We start from the raw sequence: 18727 nt of genomic DNA on the forward strand, positions 1-18727 counted from the left end.
TCTTATGTCTTTATTATGACATGGAACAAGCAACTAATCTATTGAATTACCTTACAGGAGTGTGACAATTTTGTAATAATAAAGCGCCTATTCTATTTAACGAATTCTCCTTCCTCAAGTGTGTGAAGGGCGTAGCCCAACGATAGGTGGGAGATGAATTTCGGTTTGGCGTAGCCAAAAGGCTTTGCCTTTTATTGTCACCTTGTATTGGTCGTGAAATACAGAAGAAATGTATTTGATGATGATATGTCGGACTATGCAAAAGACATTTTTGTCCGACTATCTGAAAACTATAACATCACATTAGTTGAATGGAATCATGATGTAGACCATGTACATATCTTATTCAAGGCACATCCGAATACAGAAATGACAAAGTTCATTAATGCTTATAAAAGTGCAAGTTCTCGACTAATCAAGAGAGACTTTCCACATGTGAGAAAGAAACTTTGGAAAGAAATGTTTTGGTCAAAAAGCTTTTGCTTGATTACTACGGGTGGTTCACCGATAGATGTAGTAAAGAAATATATTGAAAATCAAGGAAAAAGTGAGGTGTAGGAAATGTTAAAATCATACAAATATCGTATCTATCCAAATAAAGAACAACAAATGTTTTTCTCAAAAACATTTGGATGTGTTCGATTTGTATACAACAAGATGCTTGCAGATAGAATCAAATCTTATCAAGAATCACAGGATAAACTTGATAAATCTGTTAAATATCCTACGCCTGCACAATATAAGGCTGAATTTCCATTCCTAAAGGAAGTCGATAGTCTTGCGTTGGCGAATGCTCAAATGAAGGACGTTAAGTTGTGAGTAGTTCACTAAAGCGCTTTAACATTAGGATACATAAATGATTCTCTATTTTCTTTCCAATCCTTTTCTACTTCTTTAAAAGTTGGTCGCCCTAACTCTTCCTTGTTTTTCTGTTTATGAAACCATTTCTTTACATACTTCTCCCCATTTTGATTTTGAACTGTACAAAGGAAACTATTACTACTATCCTTTAATATTTTTACAATCACGAAAAGACACCTCTTCCCTTTTTAATATCATAATAGAACTTGATCTTTTACTATAAGCCCTTCCTCTCTTATAGTCATACGACTCCTCGGCCGCGCCAAAGTTGTAAGATCAAAAACGATATTCACTATGTTTACATTTTTCATCATTGATATGTGAAGTAAATATTATTTAAAGAAATCGGAGTTATAAGCATTATGCTTATCAAATATTTTATAGATTTCTAACTTATCATCTAATTTTGCATCTACTAAAATTAATATATTTCCATCGTAAATGTATTCTTCATATTTCTTAGCATGTTCTTCGGGAATTCCTAATCCGATAAATGCTCCTATTAAACTTCCAGCTCCTCCGCCAATACCGGCTCCTCCAATAGCTGCTGCGATAGGTCCCGCTGCTACGATTGGACCCATTCCAGAAACGGCAAGTATACCAAGACCTGTTAATAAACCACCGAGTCCGCCTGCTACTCCTCCTGCCACAAGCCCTGTCGCTGAAAAGATATCCGCTTTATGTGCAGTTTCATGATTCACTTTTTCACCCGATTTTTCTTCCAGATGTTCAATTTCCTTTTGATCCTTCGCAATAGCTGAAATATTATCCGCCGAGTATCCTTTATCATTTAATTCATTAATAACACATGCCGCATCATCAATTGTTCTAAAAACACCTACTATTTTTCTATCTACATTCATAACTATTAACCTCCTAAAATTTTATATAGTGTATCTTTATCTTTCTTCATTTCTGTATACACTAATCTTCTTATTAACATAACCATTTACGAAAAAAGCGAATAATAAAAGGATTACAAGCGAACTACTTAACAAGTAAATTAAATCAAATGTAATATCAATCATCATTTCATTCATGTATACCAGACTCCTTTTTATTTAAAGTAAAAGTATATTTTTATAGACTAGAAATCTTATAATTCATCTTCAGTCAATCTCTTTGTAGTATATGTATACCCTTCGTAACCCTTTCTAAACCTAAAATACTATAATTATATTTTTTCTTATTTATATGTTTAACATTTTTTAAAACGGGTATGTTTATATTGTTATACTTACTATAGGAAAGGAATATTTCGATGAATGCAATCCAATCTACTACTATTCTTTATAATGAAACACCTACAATAACGCAGATTCATCATTTTTATGCTTTAATGACAACATTTCAAACTAATTTATTTATAAGTAAACATGGAACACTTACTTCTATTAAAAGCTTAAGCACATTAATATCCTTTTTCCTTACTGTAAAAAAGAGAGAGCTTGTATTATTTATCTTTGAAGGAATAGATGCAAAAAAAGCTTTAAACACACTCTTTCCTTCTTAAAAGTTTTATTATCCCCCTATTCCCTCGATCGTTACTTTTCATATATGTTTTTATATTTCAAAATGATTTCCTCTATTAAAAAAGAACCCCCTAATACAATAGGGGGATTTCTAGTTTGGCCTTATGAAAACTGATATAATATATATTACGTTTTTCATTCTTTACAATTGAAAACTTTTAATAACCTTGAAGGTAGGAATTTTTAATGAAATCGAAAGCAAAATTTAGTATTCGCTACAAAATTATGGCTGGTTATTTAGTTATCATTTTGTTCTTACTTATTTCTTTCATTATGCTAAACAATGAGATTTCTAGTTTACAAAAATCTCGTAATTTTATTATTGATCACGATTTTAAAGTTCTTAATTTAACGAATCAAGTGGAGAAAGAATTGCTAACAATTGAAAATAAAGCGAAAGGATTTATTACTTCTAATGATGCAAATTACGTTCAATCCCTTAACGCTGTAGAAAAGGATTACGAAAAACATTATCAAGATCTTTTTGCTCTATTAGAGGATAACCCCTCTCAGCAAGAAAAATTAAAACAGATTAATGAAAACATCAATAGTTGGATTAATAAAGAGATTCACCCATTAATTACAAATCACAATAGTAATAACATACAAGCAATCGATACGACTCAAATTCAATCATTACAATCGCAGATAACTAACTTCCGTGGTGTAGAGGAGCAACTAACGAAAAAAAGAGCTGCACAATTAGATACTGAAAATAATAAATTAGAGATTTGGTTATACAGTTTATTGTTCTTACTTTCTTGTATTTCTATTATCATTTCACTCTATATTTCGAATTCCATTACAAAAACGATTAAAAATGTAATTCAAGCTATTAAATCCATTTCTTCTAAAGAAAAAATTACTGAAAGAATTCATGTAAACACGCGGGATGAAATAAAAGATCTTGCTCATACAACGAACCACCTACTAGACGAAATATCTAAAAGAGAGTGGTTACAAACCGAGCTTGCAGAATTAATTTTAATGTATCAAGGTGTACCTTCTATTGAGATGTTAGGTAAAAAAATTCTTAGTGGAGTTATACAAAAAACGCAAACCTCTTGCGGTGCATTTTATGTACGTGAAGAAATTGAAGAAACTGTCTACTATGTGAAGAAAGCTTCTTTCGCCGATCAAGGTTCTGATGTTGGAAAACAATCCATTAAAATGGGTGAAGGTTTAATTGGGCAATGTGCTTTAGAAAAGAAAAGCTTTATTCTTCGAGAAATACCAGAAGAATTTCGTTATGTCACTAGCGGCTTATTAGAAATACGCCCTCAAAACCTACTAGTCATCCCTATCTTATTTGAAGATGAAGTGATTGCAGTAATGGAGTTAGTAAGTGTAACTGAGATTTCAGACTTACATCAAGATTTAATTCAACAAACTGTTGATAACCTAGGTTTAACGATCCATAGTATTATGGGACGTATGCGAATTCAAACTCTTTTACATGAATCACAAGCAATGACAGAAGAGCTGCAAGTTCAATCAGAAGAATTGCAAACGCAAGCTGAAGAACTACAAATGCAAGCCGAAGAATTAAGAACAACGAATGAACAACTAGAGTCTAGAACGGAAGAGGCCGAGCAAAAGACAGCTGACTTACAAATTACTAAATCAGAATTAGAAGAAAAAGCAAGTGAGTTATTACGTAGCTCAAAATACAAATCAGAATTTCTAGCAAATATGTCACACGAATTACGCACACCGTTAAATAGTATTTTACTATTATCTGAAATGTTAAAAGAAAATCATGATAATCATTTATCCGATGATGAAATTGAATTAGCAACCGTTATTCATTCATCAGGGAAAGATTTACTTACTTTAATTAATGACATACTAGATTTATCTAAAGTAGAAGCCGGAAAACTAGATGTGATTTTTGAAGCAACGAACATAAGTGACATGGCAGCAAATATGCATCAAAACTTTTTACATATAGCTGCACAAAAAAATGTTGAATTTATGATTGAAGACAGTGATACGATTCCTGATCTGTTTTATACAGATGCAAAGCGGATTGAACAAATTATTAAAAACTTATTATCCAATGCATTTAAATTCACGGAAAAAGGATCCGTCACTTTACATTTCGATTCGATAGAAACAACTAATTTAAGTCATGATATGCAGTCTATAAGTAAAGATTGGATGACAATTTCAGTAAAAGATACTGGTATTGGTATTGCAAAAGAACAGCATCAACTCATTTTCGAAGCCTTTCAACAGGCAGATGGCGCAACGATTCGAAAATATGGTGGTACAGGCTTAGGGTTATCTATTTGTAAAGAGTTTGCTAGATTATTAGGTGGTTGGATTACGTTAGAGAGTAACATAGGAGAAGGCAGTACTTTCACCGTATATATCCCTAACCTTCCAAATGGGTTAACTGATATACAAGTATCCAATTTAGAAGTTGCAGCAACGATAGAAGATGTTATTCCTGCTGAAGTTATTGAGGAAACTATCGTGACGCCAGAAACAAATAACGTCTTCCAAGAGAAAACTATTTTAATTGTCGATGATGATCATCGAAATATATTTGCATTACAAAATGCATTAGAAAAACAACATGCCAACATTATTACTGCACAAAACGGCATAGAGTGTTTAGAAATACTTAAAAACAATACAAATATTGACCTTATTTTAATGGATATTATGATGCCGAATATGGACGGTTATGAAACGATGGAACATATCCGAATGAACTTACGGTTACATGAAGTACCTATTATTGCATTAACTGCTAAAGCAATGCCAAATGATAAAGAAAAATGTTTATCTGCTGGCGCTTCAGATTATATAAGTAAACCATTAAATTTACATCAACTCTATTCAGTAATGAGTGTATGGTTAATAAAATAAGTGAGGTTTAGTTTAAGTGGAAAATAAGTATTATAATTTTGATCCATCCGTAGATATGGATAAGCACACGAACTTAGAAATTGAATTACTATTGGAAGCGGTATTTAAACTATCTGGCTTTGATTTTCGCCAATATGCTCGCACATCTATTTATAGAAGAATTTGTAATAGAATGCAGCTCTCTAATATCCCTACCATTTCAAAATTAATTGAAAAAGTAATTCATGAGGAAGGGTTTTTAGAACAGTTATTAAATGATTTCTCCATTAACGTAACTGAAATGTTCCGTAACCCTGCTTTTTTTAAGGCACTAAGAGAGCATGTTATTCCGGAATTAAAAAAGTATCCTGAAATTAGAATTTGGCACGCTGGATGCGCAACCGGTGAAGAAGTATTATCAATGTCCATCTTACTTCACGAAGAAGGATTAAGTGAAAAAGCTGTTATTTACGCAACAGATATGAATACAAATGTGTTAGAAAAAGCAAAACAAGGCATCCTTCCGTTAAATAAAATGCAAACTTATACGAAAAACTATTTACAAGCTGGCGGTACACAAGCATTTTCTAACTATTATTCAACAGATAGTCGTTTTGCTTATTTTAATCCATCCCTGTTACAAAACATTATTTTTGCGCAACATAATTTAGTAACTGATCAATCTTTTAACGAATTTCATATTATACTTTGCCGTAACGTTTTAATTTACTTTACAGGTAAACTTCAAAACCAAGTACAGCAACTATTTTATGAAAGTTTAGGCCACAATGGATTCCTATGTTTAGGAAATAAAGAAACTCTTCGTTTTTCACATATAATGCCGCATTATATCCAGTTTAATCCTAACGAACAAATCTATCAAAAAATACAATAAAAAGCGTATGAAATCCTCTGTTTGGATTTCATACGCTTTTTATTTCGCATTCGTTTGTATCATAATTAGACACATATCATCTGATTGTGTTTTCTTCTGTTCTTCCTTATAAAACCCTTCTATCTCTTCTTCTAAATCTCCCCATTTTCTTTCTGTAAAAGTACGCAATTTCTCTTCAGACTCAAATTCATCATTTGCAATTGCTTCAAGAACACCATCTGTAAACAATACGATTTGAGCGTTCTTCTCAAAAGGTATAACTGTCTTTTCAACTTTTATTTCATCAAAAAATCCTACCGCACAACTCCCGCGATTTAGTTCCACTACATTCGCTTCATCAACTAAAACGTATCCAGAAGGATGTCCTGCATTTACATATTCAATTGTTCTCTTTTCTGTATCCACTACTAAGTATATCGCTGTAAAATAATATGGGATATTGTCATTTTCATTATGTAAAAGGGTCATATATTTATTTAAGTCTTTAATGACAAGTTCTGGATCGATTAAACATTTAATCGATTCACGTAATGCAGACGAGATAAACATACAAACTAATGAAGCAGATACACCATGTCCCATCACATCTAATAATATAATACCGTAGCGGTTTTCATCGATTTTATACCAATAATACATATCTCCAGCTAGTTTGAATGAAGGTAAGTAACTTGCTTCAATTTTTATATGATCTTCTCTTAATGGGCTACTTAATAAGTTTCTTTGTACTTGTGTAGCTAAATCTAATTCATTACGAAGGTTTTCTTCTTGTTCTTTATGCCAATTTAATTCCGATTTCAAGCGTAATGCTACACGCATACGCGCTAACAATTCAACTTTATTTATAGGTTTCGTAATATAATCCATTGCGCCTATATCAAGCGCTTCAGCTAATTTATTCGCATCTTCTAAAGCTGTTACAAAAATAATAGGAATATCTTTACACTTCTCCTCATTTTGTAATCGCCTACAAACTTCAAGTCCGTCAATTTCAGGCATCATAATATCTAATAGTATTAAATCAATTTCATTATGCCTGGAAGAATCTTTTCCAAAATGGATGTATTCGAAAAGCTCTTGTGCAGAATTAAGCGATACAAGATCCTGATATCCGGCTTGTTTTAAAATTTTTTCAATTACAAAGATGTTAACCGGATTATCATCGACAATTAAAATGGACACAAGTTATTTCCCCTTTTCTTATTTAAAATGTAAATCTATTATCATTTTCTATTTTTCTAGTATTGCATACTCAGTTACAAAATGAAAATTTCCTACTCAAACATATTTATACAGCAAAAGAACAAACCCCCTAGAAATGAGAGTTTGTTCTTTCACTCTATAAATTTCCACTATTAATTTAACACCATTGCTTTGTCACTTAAAAGACGATCTAATTCTTCCATATGATTTGTTTCATCTGCGATCATATCTTCTAGCTTTACAACTAACTCTGTCATATTTAATTTCGCTGCCTGTTCTTTTCTCGTTTCATAACGCTTAATTGTTTCATATTCTGATTGTTTAGCGTATTCTAACATTTCTCTAACATCTTCTACTTGTTTCACTGGTAAAGGGATCGTAGTAGGTGTACCACCTAGCGTCTTAATTTTCTCCGCTAAATATAGGGCATGTCCTTGTTCATCACTAATTTCAGATTCAAAGAAAGGTTTTAACACTTGTCTATATATACCAGAAACTGTAGCTGCATTATGGTTATACATAATAATTGCCGAGTATTCTCCTGCTAAATCTTCATTCAATCCTTCGATTAGTTCTTTCACATCGTGTGACATTTTTATATCTCCTCCTATACTTAATAACTACCCATTTTCTCATGTTTTAAACATAATTCTTTTAAATTTTTATGTATCTAAAAACGCTGCTTGCTTCAATTTACTTATCGCTTGTCTTTTAATACGAGAAACGTGCATTTGTGAAATACCTAACCGTTCCCCTGTATCCTTTTGATTTAAATTTTCACCAAATATATAATGAATAACACTCTTTTCCGTATCATTTAATACGTTAAAAATATCCTTTAAAACGAGACGTCTTTCTGTCTCTTCATATCCTTGCTCTACTTCACCTACAGATTCAATTCTCGCTACCGAACTTCCATCAGATGAATTTTCAACTACATCATCTAAGGAAGATACTCGATAATTATTTTTCGCATCCATAATTTCTAGCACTTCCTCTTCGGATAGTCCTAAATGATCCGCAATCTCTATAATCTTCGGTGAACGTTGCAGTTGATCTGTTAGCTCCTCTATCGCAAGTTTAATTTTCCCGCCTAAATCTTTAATTCGCCTTGGAACATGAATACCCCAAGTTTTATCACGTAAATACTTCTTTATTTCACCTACTATCGTAGGTATTGCAAATGGCTCAAAAGCATTCCCTATCGAATAATCATACCTTCTTATTGCGCCTAAGAGCCCTAACATTCCTACTTGTATAATATCCTCATGCATCGGCCCACCTTTTGAATAGCGATATGCAATGGAATATACGAGATTTTTATAATGATTAACCAATCTTTCCTGCGCTTCATCACATTGGTTTTGTTGGAATTCTGCAATTAGTTTAATAACGTCTTCTTTAGTAAGATTTGTAGGTTGAGATTGGATTTCCATCATTCTCCACCTGCTCTCTTTGTATATATTTTGTCATTAAAACTGTCATGCCCTCATCATGCATAATTTGTATATCATCCATTAACGTATTTATTAAATATAAACCTAAACCATTTTCCGGCAAATGTTCTACTGGTTTATTAATATCATACGGACCAACTTTACTTTTTAAGGTGCTAAAATCAAAGCTAACTCCATTATCCGCAACCATAATTTCTAATCGATCTTCATATAGACCAAAGACAATTGTAATTTCTCCAACGTCTTCTTTATATGCATGTTGTACAATGTTTGTACATGCTTCACTAATAGCAATTTTCATATCTTCTATATCGTCATAAGCAAAGCCCATTCGATTTGCAACACCAGCCATTGTTAAACGAATAATAGCCACATATTCTGCTTTTGCAGGAATTTTCATTTCTATCTTTTCAAATTTCTCCATCATCCCTAGTCACCTTCTTTCTACTTTTTCAAAATCTGAATTCAAATTTAATATTTCTGTTAGTCCTGTAATATCAAATAATCTTTTTAGTCTTTTAGATACACCAATAAACTCTAGTTTTCCATCATTTTTCTTAATTGCTTTTAATAGCGCTATAAAAACGCCTAAACCTGTACTATCCATATAATCTACCTTATTAAAATCTACTACTATATAAACTTCTTTCTCACTTGCAATAGGCATTACCTTATTTTTTAAATCTGATGCCGTATACGCATCAATCTCACCATTAAGTTGTACTGTATAACCTAAATCATTTTGCAAAATATTTATTGCCAAATTCATCATTTCCGCCCCCTTATCTCAAACTACTACTATTTAATTACCCATAAAAATTAGTTTTAAACATATTTTTTCATTTTAAGTATAAATAAATTTTCTACACCTTTCTCAGCTTAACACTAAAAAAAATACTACCAAATGTTTAAACCTTATAAATTTGTGTATGTATAATGTATAAACATTATTTTTAGGGGGATCTATCTATGGAAGAGCACAACTTTAAAAAGGGAGATTTTGTTCAATTTTCTTATCGACACGATCATGCTACAAAATTAATTGGTTCCATTATTAACATACTAACGAATACAATTGTAGTTGATATAGGCAATAGCGACGACTTATCTCATATAGAACCAAGGCAGGTCGTAAGAATAAATAATTGTGAAAAAGTAACAATGGTTTAATACATATTAGAAAGTATAATTTTAATGAGTGGGGGTTCTTCATCCTCCACTCATTCCTATGTAAAATACATTAAAAAAGCATCCAAATTAGTTTAATTGGATGCTTTTTTATGTATTTTTATCAGTTTATTAACTTTATAGCTATATATAATAAACTTAAGATTACTATTCATTATCATACTTACGCTTTCCGTAGCATTCTAGAAAAGAATGTAACGATTAAAATAAAGACGATTGCACCTAATAAAGCTGGAAGAATAAAGATGCCTCCCCATTCAGGACCCCAATGACCAAATAACGCACTACCTACCCAAGATCCGATTAATCCGGCAATAACATTACCAACTATACCTAAAGGAAAGTCTTTTCCCGTAATCATTCCAGCTAACGCACCAATAAGTCCACCTACAATACACGTAATAATAAGTCCCATAATTAGACCTCCTATATTATTTTTATAATGGATTTATCAAGCTTTGGCGTTTAACCAAAGCTTGATAAACATGTATTATTCTTTGTTATCCAATCCATCACTTATCTTTTGTTTCACTTTTCCGACTTTTTCTTTTACAGTTCCCTTCGTCTTCTCCCACTTCCCTTCATTTTTCAACTCTCTATCTTCTGTAACTTCACCAATTCCTTCTTTTACTTGCCCCTTTTTCTTTTCAACTTTACCAGTAATTTGTTCTTTTAGCCCGCTCTCACTCATATTTCCAATCTCCTTTTCGTAATAGATTTATAGATTTAAAGGATACAAATTTAAATAGAATACGTGCATCTTCTTTCTTGTAACCATTCACCGATTCTTTCTAAATCCTTAACGAATAACAAGATTTTTCCTTCATCCAGTTTTTCTTCATAAAAGTTAGCTTCTTCCTCATTAAGTCCTAACTCTTGCATCTTATTTCTTAACTGATCTCCCGTTTTTTGAAAGACGTTAATAATGCTTGTCCCAAGTCCCTCCTCTTTTATTCCAATTGTATTCACGTCTGCATTGTCTGCGATTCTATCTGTCCTTTCTTTCTCATGTGTTAATACGTAAATATCTTTTTGGTCTATCCCTTTCTTCACTAGATCATTCGCCGCATTCATGACCTCTTTCTCCGTAATAAATTCATATACAAAAGGTTTACTATACTTCGTTTCCATCTTTAACTTCCTCCTCTAAAATGAATTATTTGTTATATTATATGTAGTACACCCATTTTCGAAATGTTAAACATAAAATATGAAAAAAGTTATGTGAATTTTTTCTATCCTAAAACTAGTAGAACAAATCTACTTACAATAACTACCTGAATTAACAGAAAATTGTTATAATTTAAGATAAGGAGGGATACTATGAAAAAAATCATATCTATATGCGCTCTAACCGCTCTATCTTTCACTTTAATAGGATGTACAAGCACCTCAGCTACAGATAAAGCTTCACAAGCTAAGCAAGAATATACACAAACTACCTTTCAATTAAACTCCGCAAATATTACAGATATTGAAATACTTAGCACGATAAATAACAACGTTTCAAAATCTCAAACAGACAACGAAGAAATGATACAATCTATCGTTTCAGCAGTTCAAAAAGGCACACCTAAAACAATCACACTAGATCAAAAAAAGAGAGAATCTGTACATTCTACTATTACCGTTACATATAAAGATGACGCAAAAGAAGAGTTTCTTGTGTGGGTTGATAATAAAGAGCAAGTTACGATTGCTAAAGATGAGAAGAAAGATAAAGTTGAAGGTGTGACAATGAACATTAAAGACGCGAAAATGATGAAGGATTTTTTAAAAAAATTCTAATATAATTGATGTAAAAAAAGCCCGCCTATTTCCGTAGGCGGGCCTTATCTTTATTACACAATAAGAAAGTATACTCTCTTTTCCTCTGAATTTTTATGTAATTATACATATTTACGACAATGCATGTAGTAAATTCTAAATTGTAGGCATGCTCTATAAAATTGCTTCTTTTAAAAGAAGCAATTTTTATTAACTTTAGTTATATAGAGTCACCATACATAAAAAGTAAAAGAGGAGTGAAACTTCACTCCTCTTTTTTACTTTTGGATTTTAACACTCATTAGATCGCTACTAGAATTTTGCTTCTCTACGCTTATCTCTATTTTAAGATTGTTTTTATTTATATCAAATTTACCTGTGCGTGTATTAGAAGCCACTATGTTATCAATCTCTGTACTCAAATTTAAGTTTGGATTTATCATAGTGATCCACTTTTTCCCTAAATCTATTAACGCATTCTTACCTTGACCTCTATCAATTACAAAATTAACGGTAAAGTTACTTTCATTATCGCCATCTACAGTGAAATTCCCATTAAATTCTGGAATCCCTTCTAATACCGGAGAGAATAACACGACCTCTGAACGTGGCCCACCTATCGCTGCATACTTTAATTCCGCATTATATTTTGTGTTGATTTGAGTAACAAGATTTTGTGCTTCCTTAGATACAGATTTTTTCAATACAGATGAGCTCTCCATCCAACCTTCATAATAATAAATATCATCGTCTGCTAACTCTTGCGGGATAACAGTAGGCTTTGACTCAGGCTCTTTTTCTGGTTTCTCGGATTTAATAATTGCATTGTATAAGAATTGTGCATACTGCTCACGAGTTACAATTGTGTAAGGTTCAAACATATTATCGCCCATGCCAGCAGCAATTTTATTTTCTTCTAACGCGCTGATAGCATTTGTTGCCCAGTAATTTTTATTTACATCTTTAAAAGTGGTAGTAGATGTTGCTTTTAAATGAAAAGCATTTGTTAATACAGCAGCCAATTGTTCACGCGTTAAAATACGATCTGGACCAAATCTTCCATCGCCAAATCCACTTATAATACCAGCTTTACTAAGAGTTAAAATCTCTTTTTCAAACATATGATTTTTCACATCTGTGTAAGGGTTTTGTAAGTTAGGTTCATCCGCTGGCTTCAAGTAGGCATATAACATTCTAGCTACTTGTCCACGTGTAATACTATCACCAAAACCAAATATTCCATCTCCATAACCCGATACAATATTTTTCTCTTGTAAATCCATAATTGCTTTATACGACCAGTGATGTTCAGGAACATCTTTAAATCCTATCGTATTTTCTGCTTGCACATTTGTTAGAGGAGTTAGTGTTGTTGATGCAATAACTGCCCCCGCCAAAATTAGTTGTTTAAAATTCATAATTAAATCCCCTTATCCTTAAAATATATTGCACACATCTTTTCCAATATTAACATATAAAGAGGTTAATATTGGATATTTTAAGAATATTATTCCATTGTATACTGTTTACAAAATTAAAATTATAATAACTTCTTTCCCTTTATCTATTTTAAAAAGATACCATTTACGAACTCAAAAAATCCCCTCAAAGCGTCAGCTCTAAAGGGATTTCTCCTATCATCTTCTCTCTTCATACAACCGATTTGCTTTATACGAGCAAACGAAAAACATACATGTCGCAACGGGGATAAATGTCAAAAAAAGTCCTCTCATTAATGCAAATGGCGTTTCAAATAAAAATGACCATAAAAATGCTACACCTTGCTTATCCCATAATCCTGGCGTCAAGTATAGTTCTTTCGGATTTACAAACGCTCCTAAATTCATCGTATTACTATACATAAATAAAAATAATATCGGCAAATAACAGATCGCTAATTCTAAAAATGTTTTAGATAGACGTTTATACTTCCCTGCTCGTGACATTTGATCTGAAAAAATGTCATCTTCACTTTCTTCATTAATCTTTTTAAAATAGTACGTACCTGACCACCGATTACCAGCTATATGCTCCCAGCCACTATCTTCAAATAATGTGCAGTAATTAATAAATTCACTTTTTCTACTAAATACTCTATGATCTATTCTAATCGTCGCATCTTCCGGCTCTGTATATCTAAATGTATAACCAAATGTATTGCTTTCTAGTTGATAGCCTTTCCAAGCCATCTCTTCTAACCATTTTTCCTCTTTCTCAAAGTCTAAAAAGAATTTCAATCTCCACATCATCGTTTCCCCCTAACTATACGTGTAATAAACTCTTTGTAACCTCAATAATGTGTTGCATTCTCATAAAGTCTAAGTGCAATACTTCTTTCCCACGTTCCGTAATGACATACACTTTTCTTCGTTTATCTTCACTTTTTACCGATTCTATTAACCCTTGTTTTAATAAATTTTCAACCGCACCATACAATGTACCCGCTGCGATTTTTACTTGATGATTACTCAGTTCCTCCACCTTTTGCATAATTAAATATCCATGAGCTGGCTCTAATAAAGCTAAAAGAACGTAATACGTTGTTTCCGTTAATGGTAAATTTTTATCTCTATTCATAAAGACCTCCAATGTAACGATAAATATATAGCTAAACTATATAGTTCAACTGTATAGTTTGATTTTATACAGTTAGACTGTATATGTCAAATGCAGGAATGACTTTATAACCCATAACAAAAACGCTACCTTTTTAAAAGATAGCGTTTTTGTATTATCCTTGCTTATTCTTCGCTTTCATTTGCTCTTCATAAACAAACTTTGCGGTCATAAAATCGTTAGGAAAATCTCCCAATGCCTTCTTCATCACGTTCAATTCTTCTTGTGATTTGATCTCTACTCCGTTTAAGAAATCAAATGCTTTTGATTGTTCATCCGCAACAAAGTTTTGCGTCATATAGTCATCTTGGAAGTCTTGCTTCGCTTTTTCTTTCACTTTGTTCATTGCATCTGTTTTATTTATACTTTTCACAGGGTTTGCGAATGCGCCTGTAGGCTGTTCTGGTTTCGGCTCTTCTTTCGTTTCCGGCTGTGGAGCTGGGGCTGGTTGTTGCTTAGGTTGTTCTTGTTGAACTGGCTGTTGTACTACTTCTTGCTCTTTTTTCGCTAATTCATCTTTTAACTTCTTAACTTGCGCATCAAGAGATTTTTTTTCAGTTTCTAATACACTCATATCACTTTTTAACTTTTGCATTTCTTCATAATGTTCATCTACTAATTTATTGTATTCTTTCTCAGTGTACATTTTTTCACTAGTTGATGTCGTTTTTCCCTTCTCAATAACTACATTAATAATTACAAGTAACACTATGATTCCTATTAACGCAGCTAAAATCTTCTTTTTGTTCATTATTAATCCTCCAAAATGTAAAATTACCAAAGTCATCATAACAGATGCAGCTACGTTCCTTTGTCATATTTTGTCGAACTAAAATAATAAAAAAGCATCTGAAACAGATGCTTTTTCTCATTCTCACTACATAAACGTAATCGTCACTAAAGAATATCCTTCTTTTGCATTATACGGCTCAGCTTTATAAGAAACACGGTTCGCCCCTTGCGGATAACCGATTTCTCCAATTACTTTTTTCACATCTTGCAATGCGCCATCCATTGATTGTTTATAAAGGATTTCAATCTTTGGTGACTTTGCGTTATAACGTTGCTGCATTTTATTTTTGAATTCATTATAGTTGTTTGCAATGTATTCATTTCCTAAATAATTTAACTTTGTATCTTTTAAAATTTGCTGATATGCAGGTTTTTTCGTACTACCTGCCGCAATTTTATTTGTTAATGTACTATAATAATTTGTTGTAGCTTGCGGATAGTCACTTCTGTTCCACTCATGATTTCTTGCGATTTGCTCATCTGATAAGTTGAAATAGGAATACGTAACGCGGCCTTGTTCATCTGGCACTGGATCATCGAATGTTGTATCAAGGTGATACCATTTATTTTCAATTTTTACCAAATTCCAAGCATGAGGCTGACCGTCTCCAGTGCCTACTACAAAATGATTCTCAATACCTGCTTCTTTTAATAATTGATAGGTTAATAGTGCGTAACCTTGGCAAACCGCAGAACGATTTACGAGTGCTTCATATGCGGTGTAAGCTTTATAAGACGTATCGTAAGAAATATGCTTTACGACATAATCATGAATCGCCTTCACTTTTTCATGATCATCCATTCCAACTTGAGTAATAGAAGAAACGATCGCCTTTGCTTGCTTCATTACATATTCCGTTTGTTCTTTCGTTTCACGATATGTAATCTTTAACGTAAACGTATAATTTCCAGGTGATCCAGAAATTCCATATGAAACATTCGACCTATTATAATTTGTATACTCATTTTTACTTGCAACTTCTTTATAGGCGTTGAAAAGTGTCTTCATTACTTCTTCCTGATTACTATTTTTCGTTTTATATGGAAGTGTAATATTCGTTTCGTACGCATTAATACGCTTTTGCACTTCATCTTTAAATGCTGCTAATAATGCTGTATCTCCGGTATCTTGCACCGCAACTTCAGGCTTTTTATATTTCAAAGTATTATATAAAAACTGTGCATACTGTTCACGTGTTACCGTTTTAGATGGCTCAAATTTCCCTTCGCCTGTACCAGAAGCAATTCCGGTTGACTGCACCGCACTAATTGCATTTTCACCCCAATAACCGCTTGGAACATCATTAAATGTATGCTTTTGTTTCGCAGAAAGATGGAAAGCGTTTGTAAGAATTTGTGCCATTTCTGCGCGATTCACAGGAGCTTTCGGTCTAAAATTCCCTTTCTCATCCCCTTTAAATACCCCTGCATTCGTTAACATTAAAATTTCCTCAGGAAACATCGTAGAGTTTTGATTAATATCGCCATAAGGATTATTAAACTTAGATCCATCCTTTAATACATAAAGAGCATTATTGCTACTAAACATTCCGCCTTGTTTATTCGGTAGCATAACTCGATACACTAAAGCAGCAACTTGCTCCCTCGTCGCAACATCTCCAAAACCAAATATCCCATTTCCATAACCGGAAATAATATTTTTACTCGCTAAATCTTTAATCGCTGGATACGACCAATGCGATGTAGGCACATCAGAAAAAATACCCGCCTCAGCAGCTCTCACATCACTGCCATTTGTATACAATAAAGCACCACCAATAAGTGATAATGATGTAATTGATTTTAATAGTTTTGTGTACATAAGTCCTTCTCCCAATACGTTCTCTATTTTATATTTTGTCGAAAAATCTAAAAGAATATGACAAACCATATTATACTATTAAAATTTTTTGAAGGATATATTAAGTTTTGAAATATGCAAAAACTCATATTATTATATTTTTCCGTATTAATATTATGTTGTTTTATTTATGGATATGTATAGGTAGTAACTCGTTATAACTCCCCTCATGGTAATCTCTAATTTTATATTGGAATTCTTTAAAATAATTCTTCTTTATTTCTTAATATAAGGAGTCTTGGATTTTCATTAACACTCCTGTAATATTATTAACAAAGAGTAAGGTAAGAGTTACTCTTTGCCATTTTAGAAGAGGTTCTGTTGGAGACAACAGAACCTTTTTTCATATAGAGGTAGTTTTATTAAATTTTTCACCACTAACTATAAAAAACATCTTATAATCATAATGTAACAAATTAATGCATTTAGGGTAGATCAACTTCCAGTTACACTAGAACTTATTCTTTTCATTCTTATAGTAATCAGTGCTGTTGGCTATTTAATAAAAGAATACCGACTATCATAATCTAATTTATAAAACATGAATTCCTTCGAATAAAACTCAATATTATGTCCATAATGTTGATAGGCTGTATGCCAACATTCATTTAGTTTTCTCTGTATCTCCTTGTATTGAGCAGTTAGCCATTGCTAGCTGCTCTTTTATATGTAACCTTATTAGACAAGTTTTCATATAATGTAGTCATTCCTTTCTTATAAAGTGAAACTTTAATCATTGAGGGTTTTGTTCATCCCCCAATGATTATCAGCCCTCACCAATAGGGCTTTTACGGGCAGCCCGCCCCCTACCTAACTTCTTTGCTTCCGTTGAATGTTAAGGTGGAGGTCTTACTGCCCGCAAATAGCGGGATAAATTAAACCCGTCACTTGGATTATAAAAATTGAATTATATCCTATAATTTTTTCAGAAATCATCCATATTTTATTTCTAAAAAAGTGCTTTACTTTACTGAAAGGTGGTTGCGGAAACAACCGCCTTTTTATTTATGGCAAAATAAGATTTCTATTAAGCCTCATTACAAAGTATGTTATTACTGGTACAAGCTGGTATAATAAATACAGATTAAACATTGAAAGGAAATATGACAATGAAAAGATATTTTAACTTCATTTCACTTTTCTTAACTGTACTTGTAATAATTAATCTTACAAATATACATACAAAGTACCAATTCTTTATAGGTTCATCTATAGCATTATGTTTAACTATTATTTCTACAAATGAAATTATAAAATTCCTTGCTACTAGTAGCTTATTAGTTTACGGATTTGCAGCTCTTACTCTTTTAAGTATTGCTTGTTAACTTTCAATGTCGCTTTTTATTAAAATAGCGTTTTTATTTAATTTCATTACAATACTATAGAGGCACATACGATTTTTTCTTTTTTTATGGGTTCTTACGTAATAGTAAGAACCCTTTTTTCATGCCAATCACGATTTGTTCATGCTTTCAATAAATTTATGGAACATTCATATGTTACGTTTGATAAATCCTTTTTTTAAAAAATCATATTCATTCTGTCAAAAAGCCCTAGTTCTCCTAGGGCCTTTTGCGTTCAAATAATGAGTTATATCTTTTTTCAATGAATTTAGGTATTTAACATGGTAAAATAATATTCGTATGGGATTCCAATACATATTATTAAAATTAAGATGGTTCAAGTCGCAGGAAGGCAC

The 18727-nt window shown here is 32.2% G+C and carries 22 protein-coding genes and 2 pseudogenes; 8 read left to right on the forward strand and 16 right to left on the reverse strand.

Annotated elements, in window-relative coordinates; translation table 11 throughout:
• Window positions 1-183: 183 nt before the first annotated feature.
• Window positions 184-558 (forward strand): annotated as a pseudogene (gene tnpA, locus FS802_RS08805) (IS200/IS605 family transposase); the annotation flags it as partial.
• 3 nt (window positions 559-561) lie between these two features.
• Window positions 562-801: pseudogene (locus FS802_RS08810) on the forward strand (helix-turn-helix domain-containing protein); the annotation flags it as partial.
• Window positions 802-827: 26 nt separating this feature from the next.
• Here the strand turns inward: FS802_RS08810 and FS802_RS08815 are convergent.
• The 3 genes from FS802_RS08815 to FS802_RS31010 all read right to left on the reverse strand — a co-directional run bounded on the left by FS802_RS08815 (window position 828) and on the right by FS802_RS31010 (window position 1901).
• Window positions 828-1028, reverse strand: coding sequence for a DUF4028 family protein (locus FS802_RS08815; protein WP_002186515.1), 201 nt, complete (start codon window positions 1026-1028; stop codon window positions 828-830).
• 165 nt (window positions 1029-1193) lie between these two features.
• A complete protein-coding gene (locus tag FS802_RS08820; protein ID WP_001100080.1) occupies window positions 1194-1724 on the reverse strand; it encodes a general stress protein in 531 nt (176 codons plus the stop codon).
• A 36-nt stretch (window positions 1725-1760) separates the two neighbouring features.
• Window positions 1761-1901: a hypothetical protein gene (locus tag FS802_RS31010; RefSeq protein ID WP_001004564.1), complete on the reverse strand. Its 141-nt coding sequence runs from the start codon at window positions 1899-1901 to the stop codon at window positions 1761-1763.
• Window positions 1902-2122: 221 nt separating this feature from the next.
• Between FS802_RS31010 and FS802_RS08825 the strand changes: the two genes are divergently transcribed.
• The 3 genes from FS802_RS08825 (at window position 2123) to FS802_RS08835 (ending at window position 6144) form a co-directional block, all read left to right on the forward strand.
• Window positions 2123-2374: a hypothetical protein gene (locus FS802_RS08825; RefSeq protein ID WP_098653160.1), complete on the forward strand. Its 252-nt coding sequence runs from the start codon at window positions 2123-2125 to the stop codon at window positions 2372-2374.
• Between the two features lie 205 nt (window positions 2375-2579).
• Entirely contained in the window at window positions 2580-5270 is a 2691-nt protein-coding gene (locus FS802_RS08830; protein WP_098653159.1) for a response regulator, read from the forward strand.
• Between the two features lie 16 nt (window positions 5271-5286).
• Window positions 5287-6144, forward strand: coding sequence for a CheR family methyltransferase (locus FS802_RS08835; protein ID WP_098653158.1), 858 nt, complete (start codon window positions 5287-5289; stop codon window positions 6142-6144).
• 39 nt (window positions 6145-6183) lie between these two features.
• Here the strand turns inward: FS802_RS08835 and FS802_RS08840 are convergent, their stop codons facing one another.
• The 5 genes from FS802_RS08840 to rsbV form a co-directional block, all read right to left on the reverse strand.
• On the reverse strand, window positions 6184-7326 hold the full coding sequence (locus FS802_RS08840) for a fused response regulator/phosphatase (RefSeq protein WP_098653157.1): 1143 nt from the start codon (window positions 7324-7326) through the stop codon (window positions 6184-6186).
• 173 nt (window positions 7327-7499) lie between these two features.
• Entirely contained in the window at window positions 7500-7940 is a 441-nt protein-coding gene (locus FS802_RS08845) for a ferritin-like domain-containing protein (protein WP_070168507.1), read from the reverse strand.
• A 69-nt stretch (window positions 7941-8009) separates the two neighbouring features.
• Window positions 8010-8786: an RNA polymerase sigma factor SigB gene (gene sigB, locus FS802_RS08850; protein WP_002096821.1), complete on the reverse strand. Its 777-nt coding sequence runs from the start codon at window positions 8784-8786 to the stop codon at window positions 8010-8012.
• Window positions 8749-9231: an anti-sigma B factor RsbW gene (rsbW, locus tag FS802_RS08855; protein ID WP_000970215.1), complete on the reverse strand. Its 483-nt coding sequence runs from the start codon at window positions 9229-9231 to the stop codon at window positions 8749-8751. The genes sigB and rsbW overlap by 38 nt, the downstream gene beginning before the upstream one ends.
• 6 nt (window positions 9232-9237) lie before the next feature.
• Window positions 9238-9576, reverse strand: coding sequence for an anti sigma b factor antagonist RsbV (rsbV, locus tag FS802_RS08860; RefSeq protein WP_002011067.1), 339 nt, complete (start codon window positions 9574-9576; stop codon window positions 9238-9240).
• A gap of 197 nt (window positions 9577-9773) precedes the next feature.
• On the opposite strand from rsbV, the gene FS802_RS08865 reads away from it, so the two are divergent.
• A complete protein-coding gene (locus FS802_RS08865; RefSeq protein WP_076535866.1) occupies window positions 9774-9974 on the forward strand; it encodes a methyltransferase in 201 nt (66 codons plus the stop codon).
• A 181-nt stretch (window positions 9975-10155) separates the two neighbouring features.
• Here the strand turns inward: FS802_RS08865 and FS802_RS08870 are convergent, their stop codons facing one another.
• The 3 genes from FS802_RS08870 to FS802_RS08880 form a co-directional block, all read right to left on the reverse strand.
• Complete coding sequence (locus FS802_RS08870; protein ID WP_000522902.1) at window positions 10156-10407, reverse strand: GlsB/YeaQ/YmgE family stress response membrane protein; 252 nt, start codon at window positions 10405-10407, stop codon at window positions 10156-10158.
• Between the two features lie 75 nt (window positions 10408-10482).
• Window positions 10483-10683: a CsbD family protein gene (locus FS802_RS08875; protein ID WP_000004264.1), complete on the reverse strand. Its 201-nt coding sequence runs from the start codon at window positions 10681-10683 to the stop codon at window positions 10483-10485.
• A gap of 50 nt (window positions 10684-10733) precedes the next feature.
• Entirely contained in the window at window positions 10734-11123 is a 390-nt protein-coding gene (locus FS802_RS08880; RefSeq protein ID WP_000448807.1) for a YflT domain-containing protein, read from the reverse strand.
• A gap of 192 nt (window positions 11124-11315) precedes the next feature.
• On the opposite strand from FS802_RS08880, the gene FS802_RS08885 reads away from it, so the two are divergent.
• Window positions 11316-11780, forward strand: coding sequence for an outer membrane protein assembly factor BamD (locus FS802_RS08885; RefSeq protein ID WP_000720855.1), 465 nt, complete (start codon window positions 11316-11318; stop codon window positions 11778-11780).
• A gap of 257 nt (window positions 11781-12037) precedes the next feature.
• Here FS802_RS08885 and FS802_RS08890 read toward each other — a convergent pair whose 3' ends face one another.
• From FS802_RS08890 to FS802_RS08910, 5 genes are all read right to left on the reverse strand, one after another.
• Window positions 12038-13177: an S-layer homology domain-containing protein gene (locus FS802_RS08890; RefSeq protein WP_098720255.1), complete on the reverse strand. Its 1140-nt coding sequence runs from the start codon at window positions 13175-13177 to the stop codon at window positions 12038-12040.
• A 219-nt stretch (window positions 13178-13396) separates the two neighbouring features.
• On the reverse strand, window positions 13397-14008 hold the full coding sequence (locus FS802_RS08895) for a DUF2812 domain-containing protein (protein ID WP_098653155.1): 612 nt from the start codon (window positions 14006-14008) through the stop codon (window positions 13397-13399).
• 13 nt (window positions 14009-14021) lie between these two features.
• A complete protein-coding gene (locus FS802_RS08900; RefSeq protein WP_001078066.1) occupies window positions 14022-14336 on the reverse strand; it encodes a PadR family transcriptional regulator in 315 nt (104 codons plus the stop codon).
• Window positions 14337-14490: 154 nt separating this feature from the next.
• On the reverse strand, window positions 14491-15126 hold the full coding sequence (locus FS802_RS08905) for a hypothetical protein (RefSeq protein ID WP_142336892.1): 636 nt from the start codon (window positions 15124-15126) through the stop codon (window positions 14491-14493).
• Window positions 15127-15252: 126 nt separating this feature from the next.
• Window positions 15253-16989: an S-layer homology domain-containing protein gene (locus tag FS802_RS08910; RefSeq protein WP_098720253.1), complete on the reverse strand. Its 1737-nt coding sequence runs from the start codon at window positions 16987-16989 to the stop codon at window positions 15253-15255.
• Between the two features lie 1148 nt (window positions 16990-18137).
• Between FS802_RS08910 and FS802_RS31860 the strand changes: the two genes are divergently transcribed.
• Entirely contained in the window at window positions 18138-18353 is a 216-nt protein-coding gene (locus FS802_RS31860) for a hypothetical protein (protein ID WP_002096823.1), read from the forward strand.
• Window positions 18354-18727: the final 374 nt, after the last annotated feature.

Source organism: Bacillus sp. DE0042, assembly GCF_007680225.1.
GTDB lineage: Bacteria > Bacillota > Bacilli > Bacillales > Bacillaceae_G > Bacillus_A > Bacillus_A wiedmannii.

Excerpts from the sequence above, each read along its gene's own strand:
- sigB (WP_002096821.1), bottom strand. The coding sequence starts at position 8,786 with ATGATGGAAATCCAATCTCAACCTACAAATCTTACTAAAGAAGACGTT.
- FS802_RS08910 (WP_098720253.1), bottom strand. The coding sequence starts at position 16,989 with ATGTACACAAAACTATTAAAATCAATTACATCATTATCACTTATTGGT.
- FS802_RS08890 (WP_098720255.1), bottom strand. The coding sequence starts at position 13,177 with ATGAATTTTAAACAACTAATTTTGGCGGGGGCAGTTATTGCATCAACA.
- FS802_RS08875 (WP_000004264.1), bottom strand. The coding sequence starts at position 10,683 with ATGAGTGAGAGCGGGCTAAAAGAACAAATTACTGGTAAAGTTGAAAAG.
- FS802_RS08900 (WP_001078066.1), bottom strand. The coding sequence starts at position 14,336 with ATGAATAGAGATAAAAATTTACCATTAACGGAAACAACGTATTACGTT.
- FS802_RS08830 (WP_098653159.1), top strand. The coding sequence starts at position 2,580 with ATGAAATCGAAAGCAAAATTTAGTATTCGCTACAAAATTATGGCTGGT.
- FS802_RS31010 (WP_001004564.1), bottom strand. The coding sequence starts at position 1,901 with ATGAATGAAATGATGATTGATATTACATTTGATTTAATTTACTTGTTA.
- FS802_RS31860 (WP_002096823.1), top strand. The coding sequence starts at position 18,138 with ATGAAAAGATATTTTAACTTCATTTCACTTTTCTTAACTGTACTTGTA.
- FS802_RS08905 (WP_142336892.1), bottom strand. The coding sequence starts at position 15,126 with ATGAACAAAAAGAAGATTTTAGCTGCGTTAATAGGAATCATAGTGTTA.
- FS802_RS08885 (WP_000720855.1), top strand. The coding sequence starts at position 11,316 with ATGAAAAAAATCATATCTATATGCGCTCTAACCGCTCTATCTTTCACT.
- rsbV (WP_002011067.1), bottom strand. The coding sequence starts at position 9,576 with ATGATGAATTTGGCAATAAATATTTTGCAAAATGATTTAGGTTATACA.
- rsbW (WP_000970215.1), bottom strand. The coding sequence starts at position 9,231 with ATGATGGAGAAATTTGAAAAGATAGAAATGAAAATTCCTGCAAAAGCA.
- FS802_RS08895 (WP_098653155.1), bottom strand. The coding sequence starts at position 14,008 with ATGATGTGGAGATTGAAATTCTTTTTAGACTTTGAGAAAGAGGAAAAA.
- FS802_RS08820 (WP_001100080.1), bottom strand. The coding sequence starts at position 1,724 with ATGAATGTAGATAGAAAAATAGTAGGTGTTTTTAGAACAATTGATGAT.
- FS802_RS08845 (WP_070168507.1), bottom strand. The coding sequence starts at position 7,940 with ATGTCACACGATGTGAAAGAACTAATCGAAGGATTGAATGAAGATTTA.
- FS802_RS08880 (WP_000448807.1), bottom strand. The coding sequence starts at position 11,123 with ATGGAAACGAAGTATAGTAAACCTTTTGTATATGAATTTATTACGGAG.
- FS802_RS08865 (WP_076535866.1), top strand. The coding sequence starts at position 9,774 with ATGGAAGAGCACAACTTTAAAAAGGGAGATTTTGTTCAATTTTCTTAT.
- FS802_RS08825 (WP_098653160.1), top strand. The coding sequence starts at position 2,123 with ATGAATGCAATCCAATCTACTACTATTCTTTATAATGAAACACCTACA.
- FS802_RS08870 (WP_000522902.1), bottom strand. The coding sequence starts at position 10,407 with ATGGGACTTATTATTACGTGTATTGTAGGTGGACTTATTGGTGCGTTA.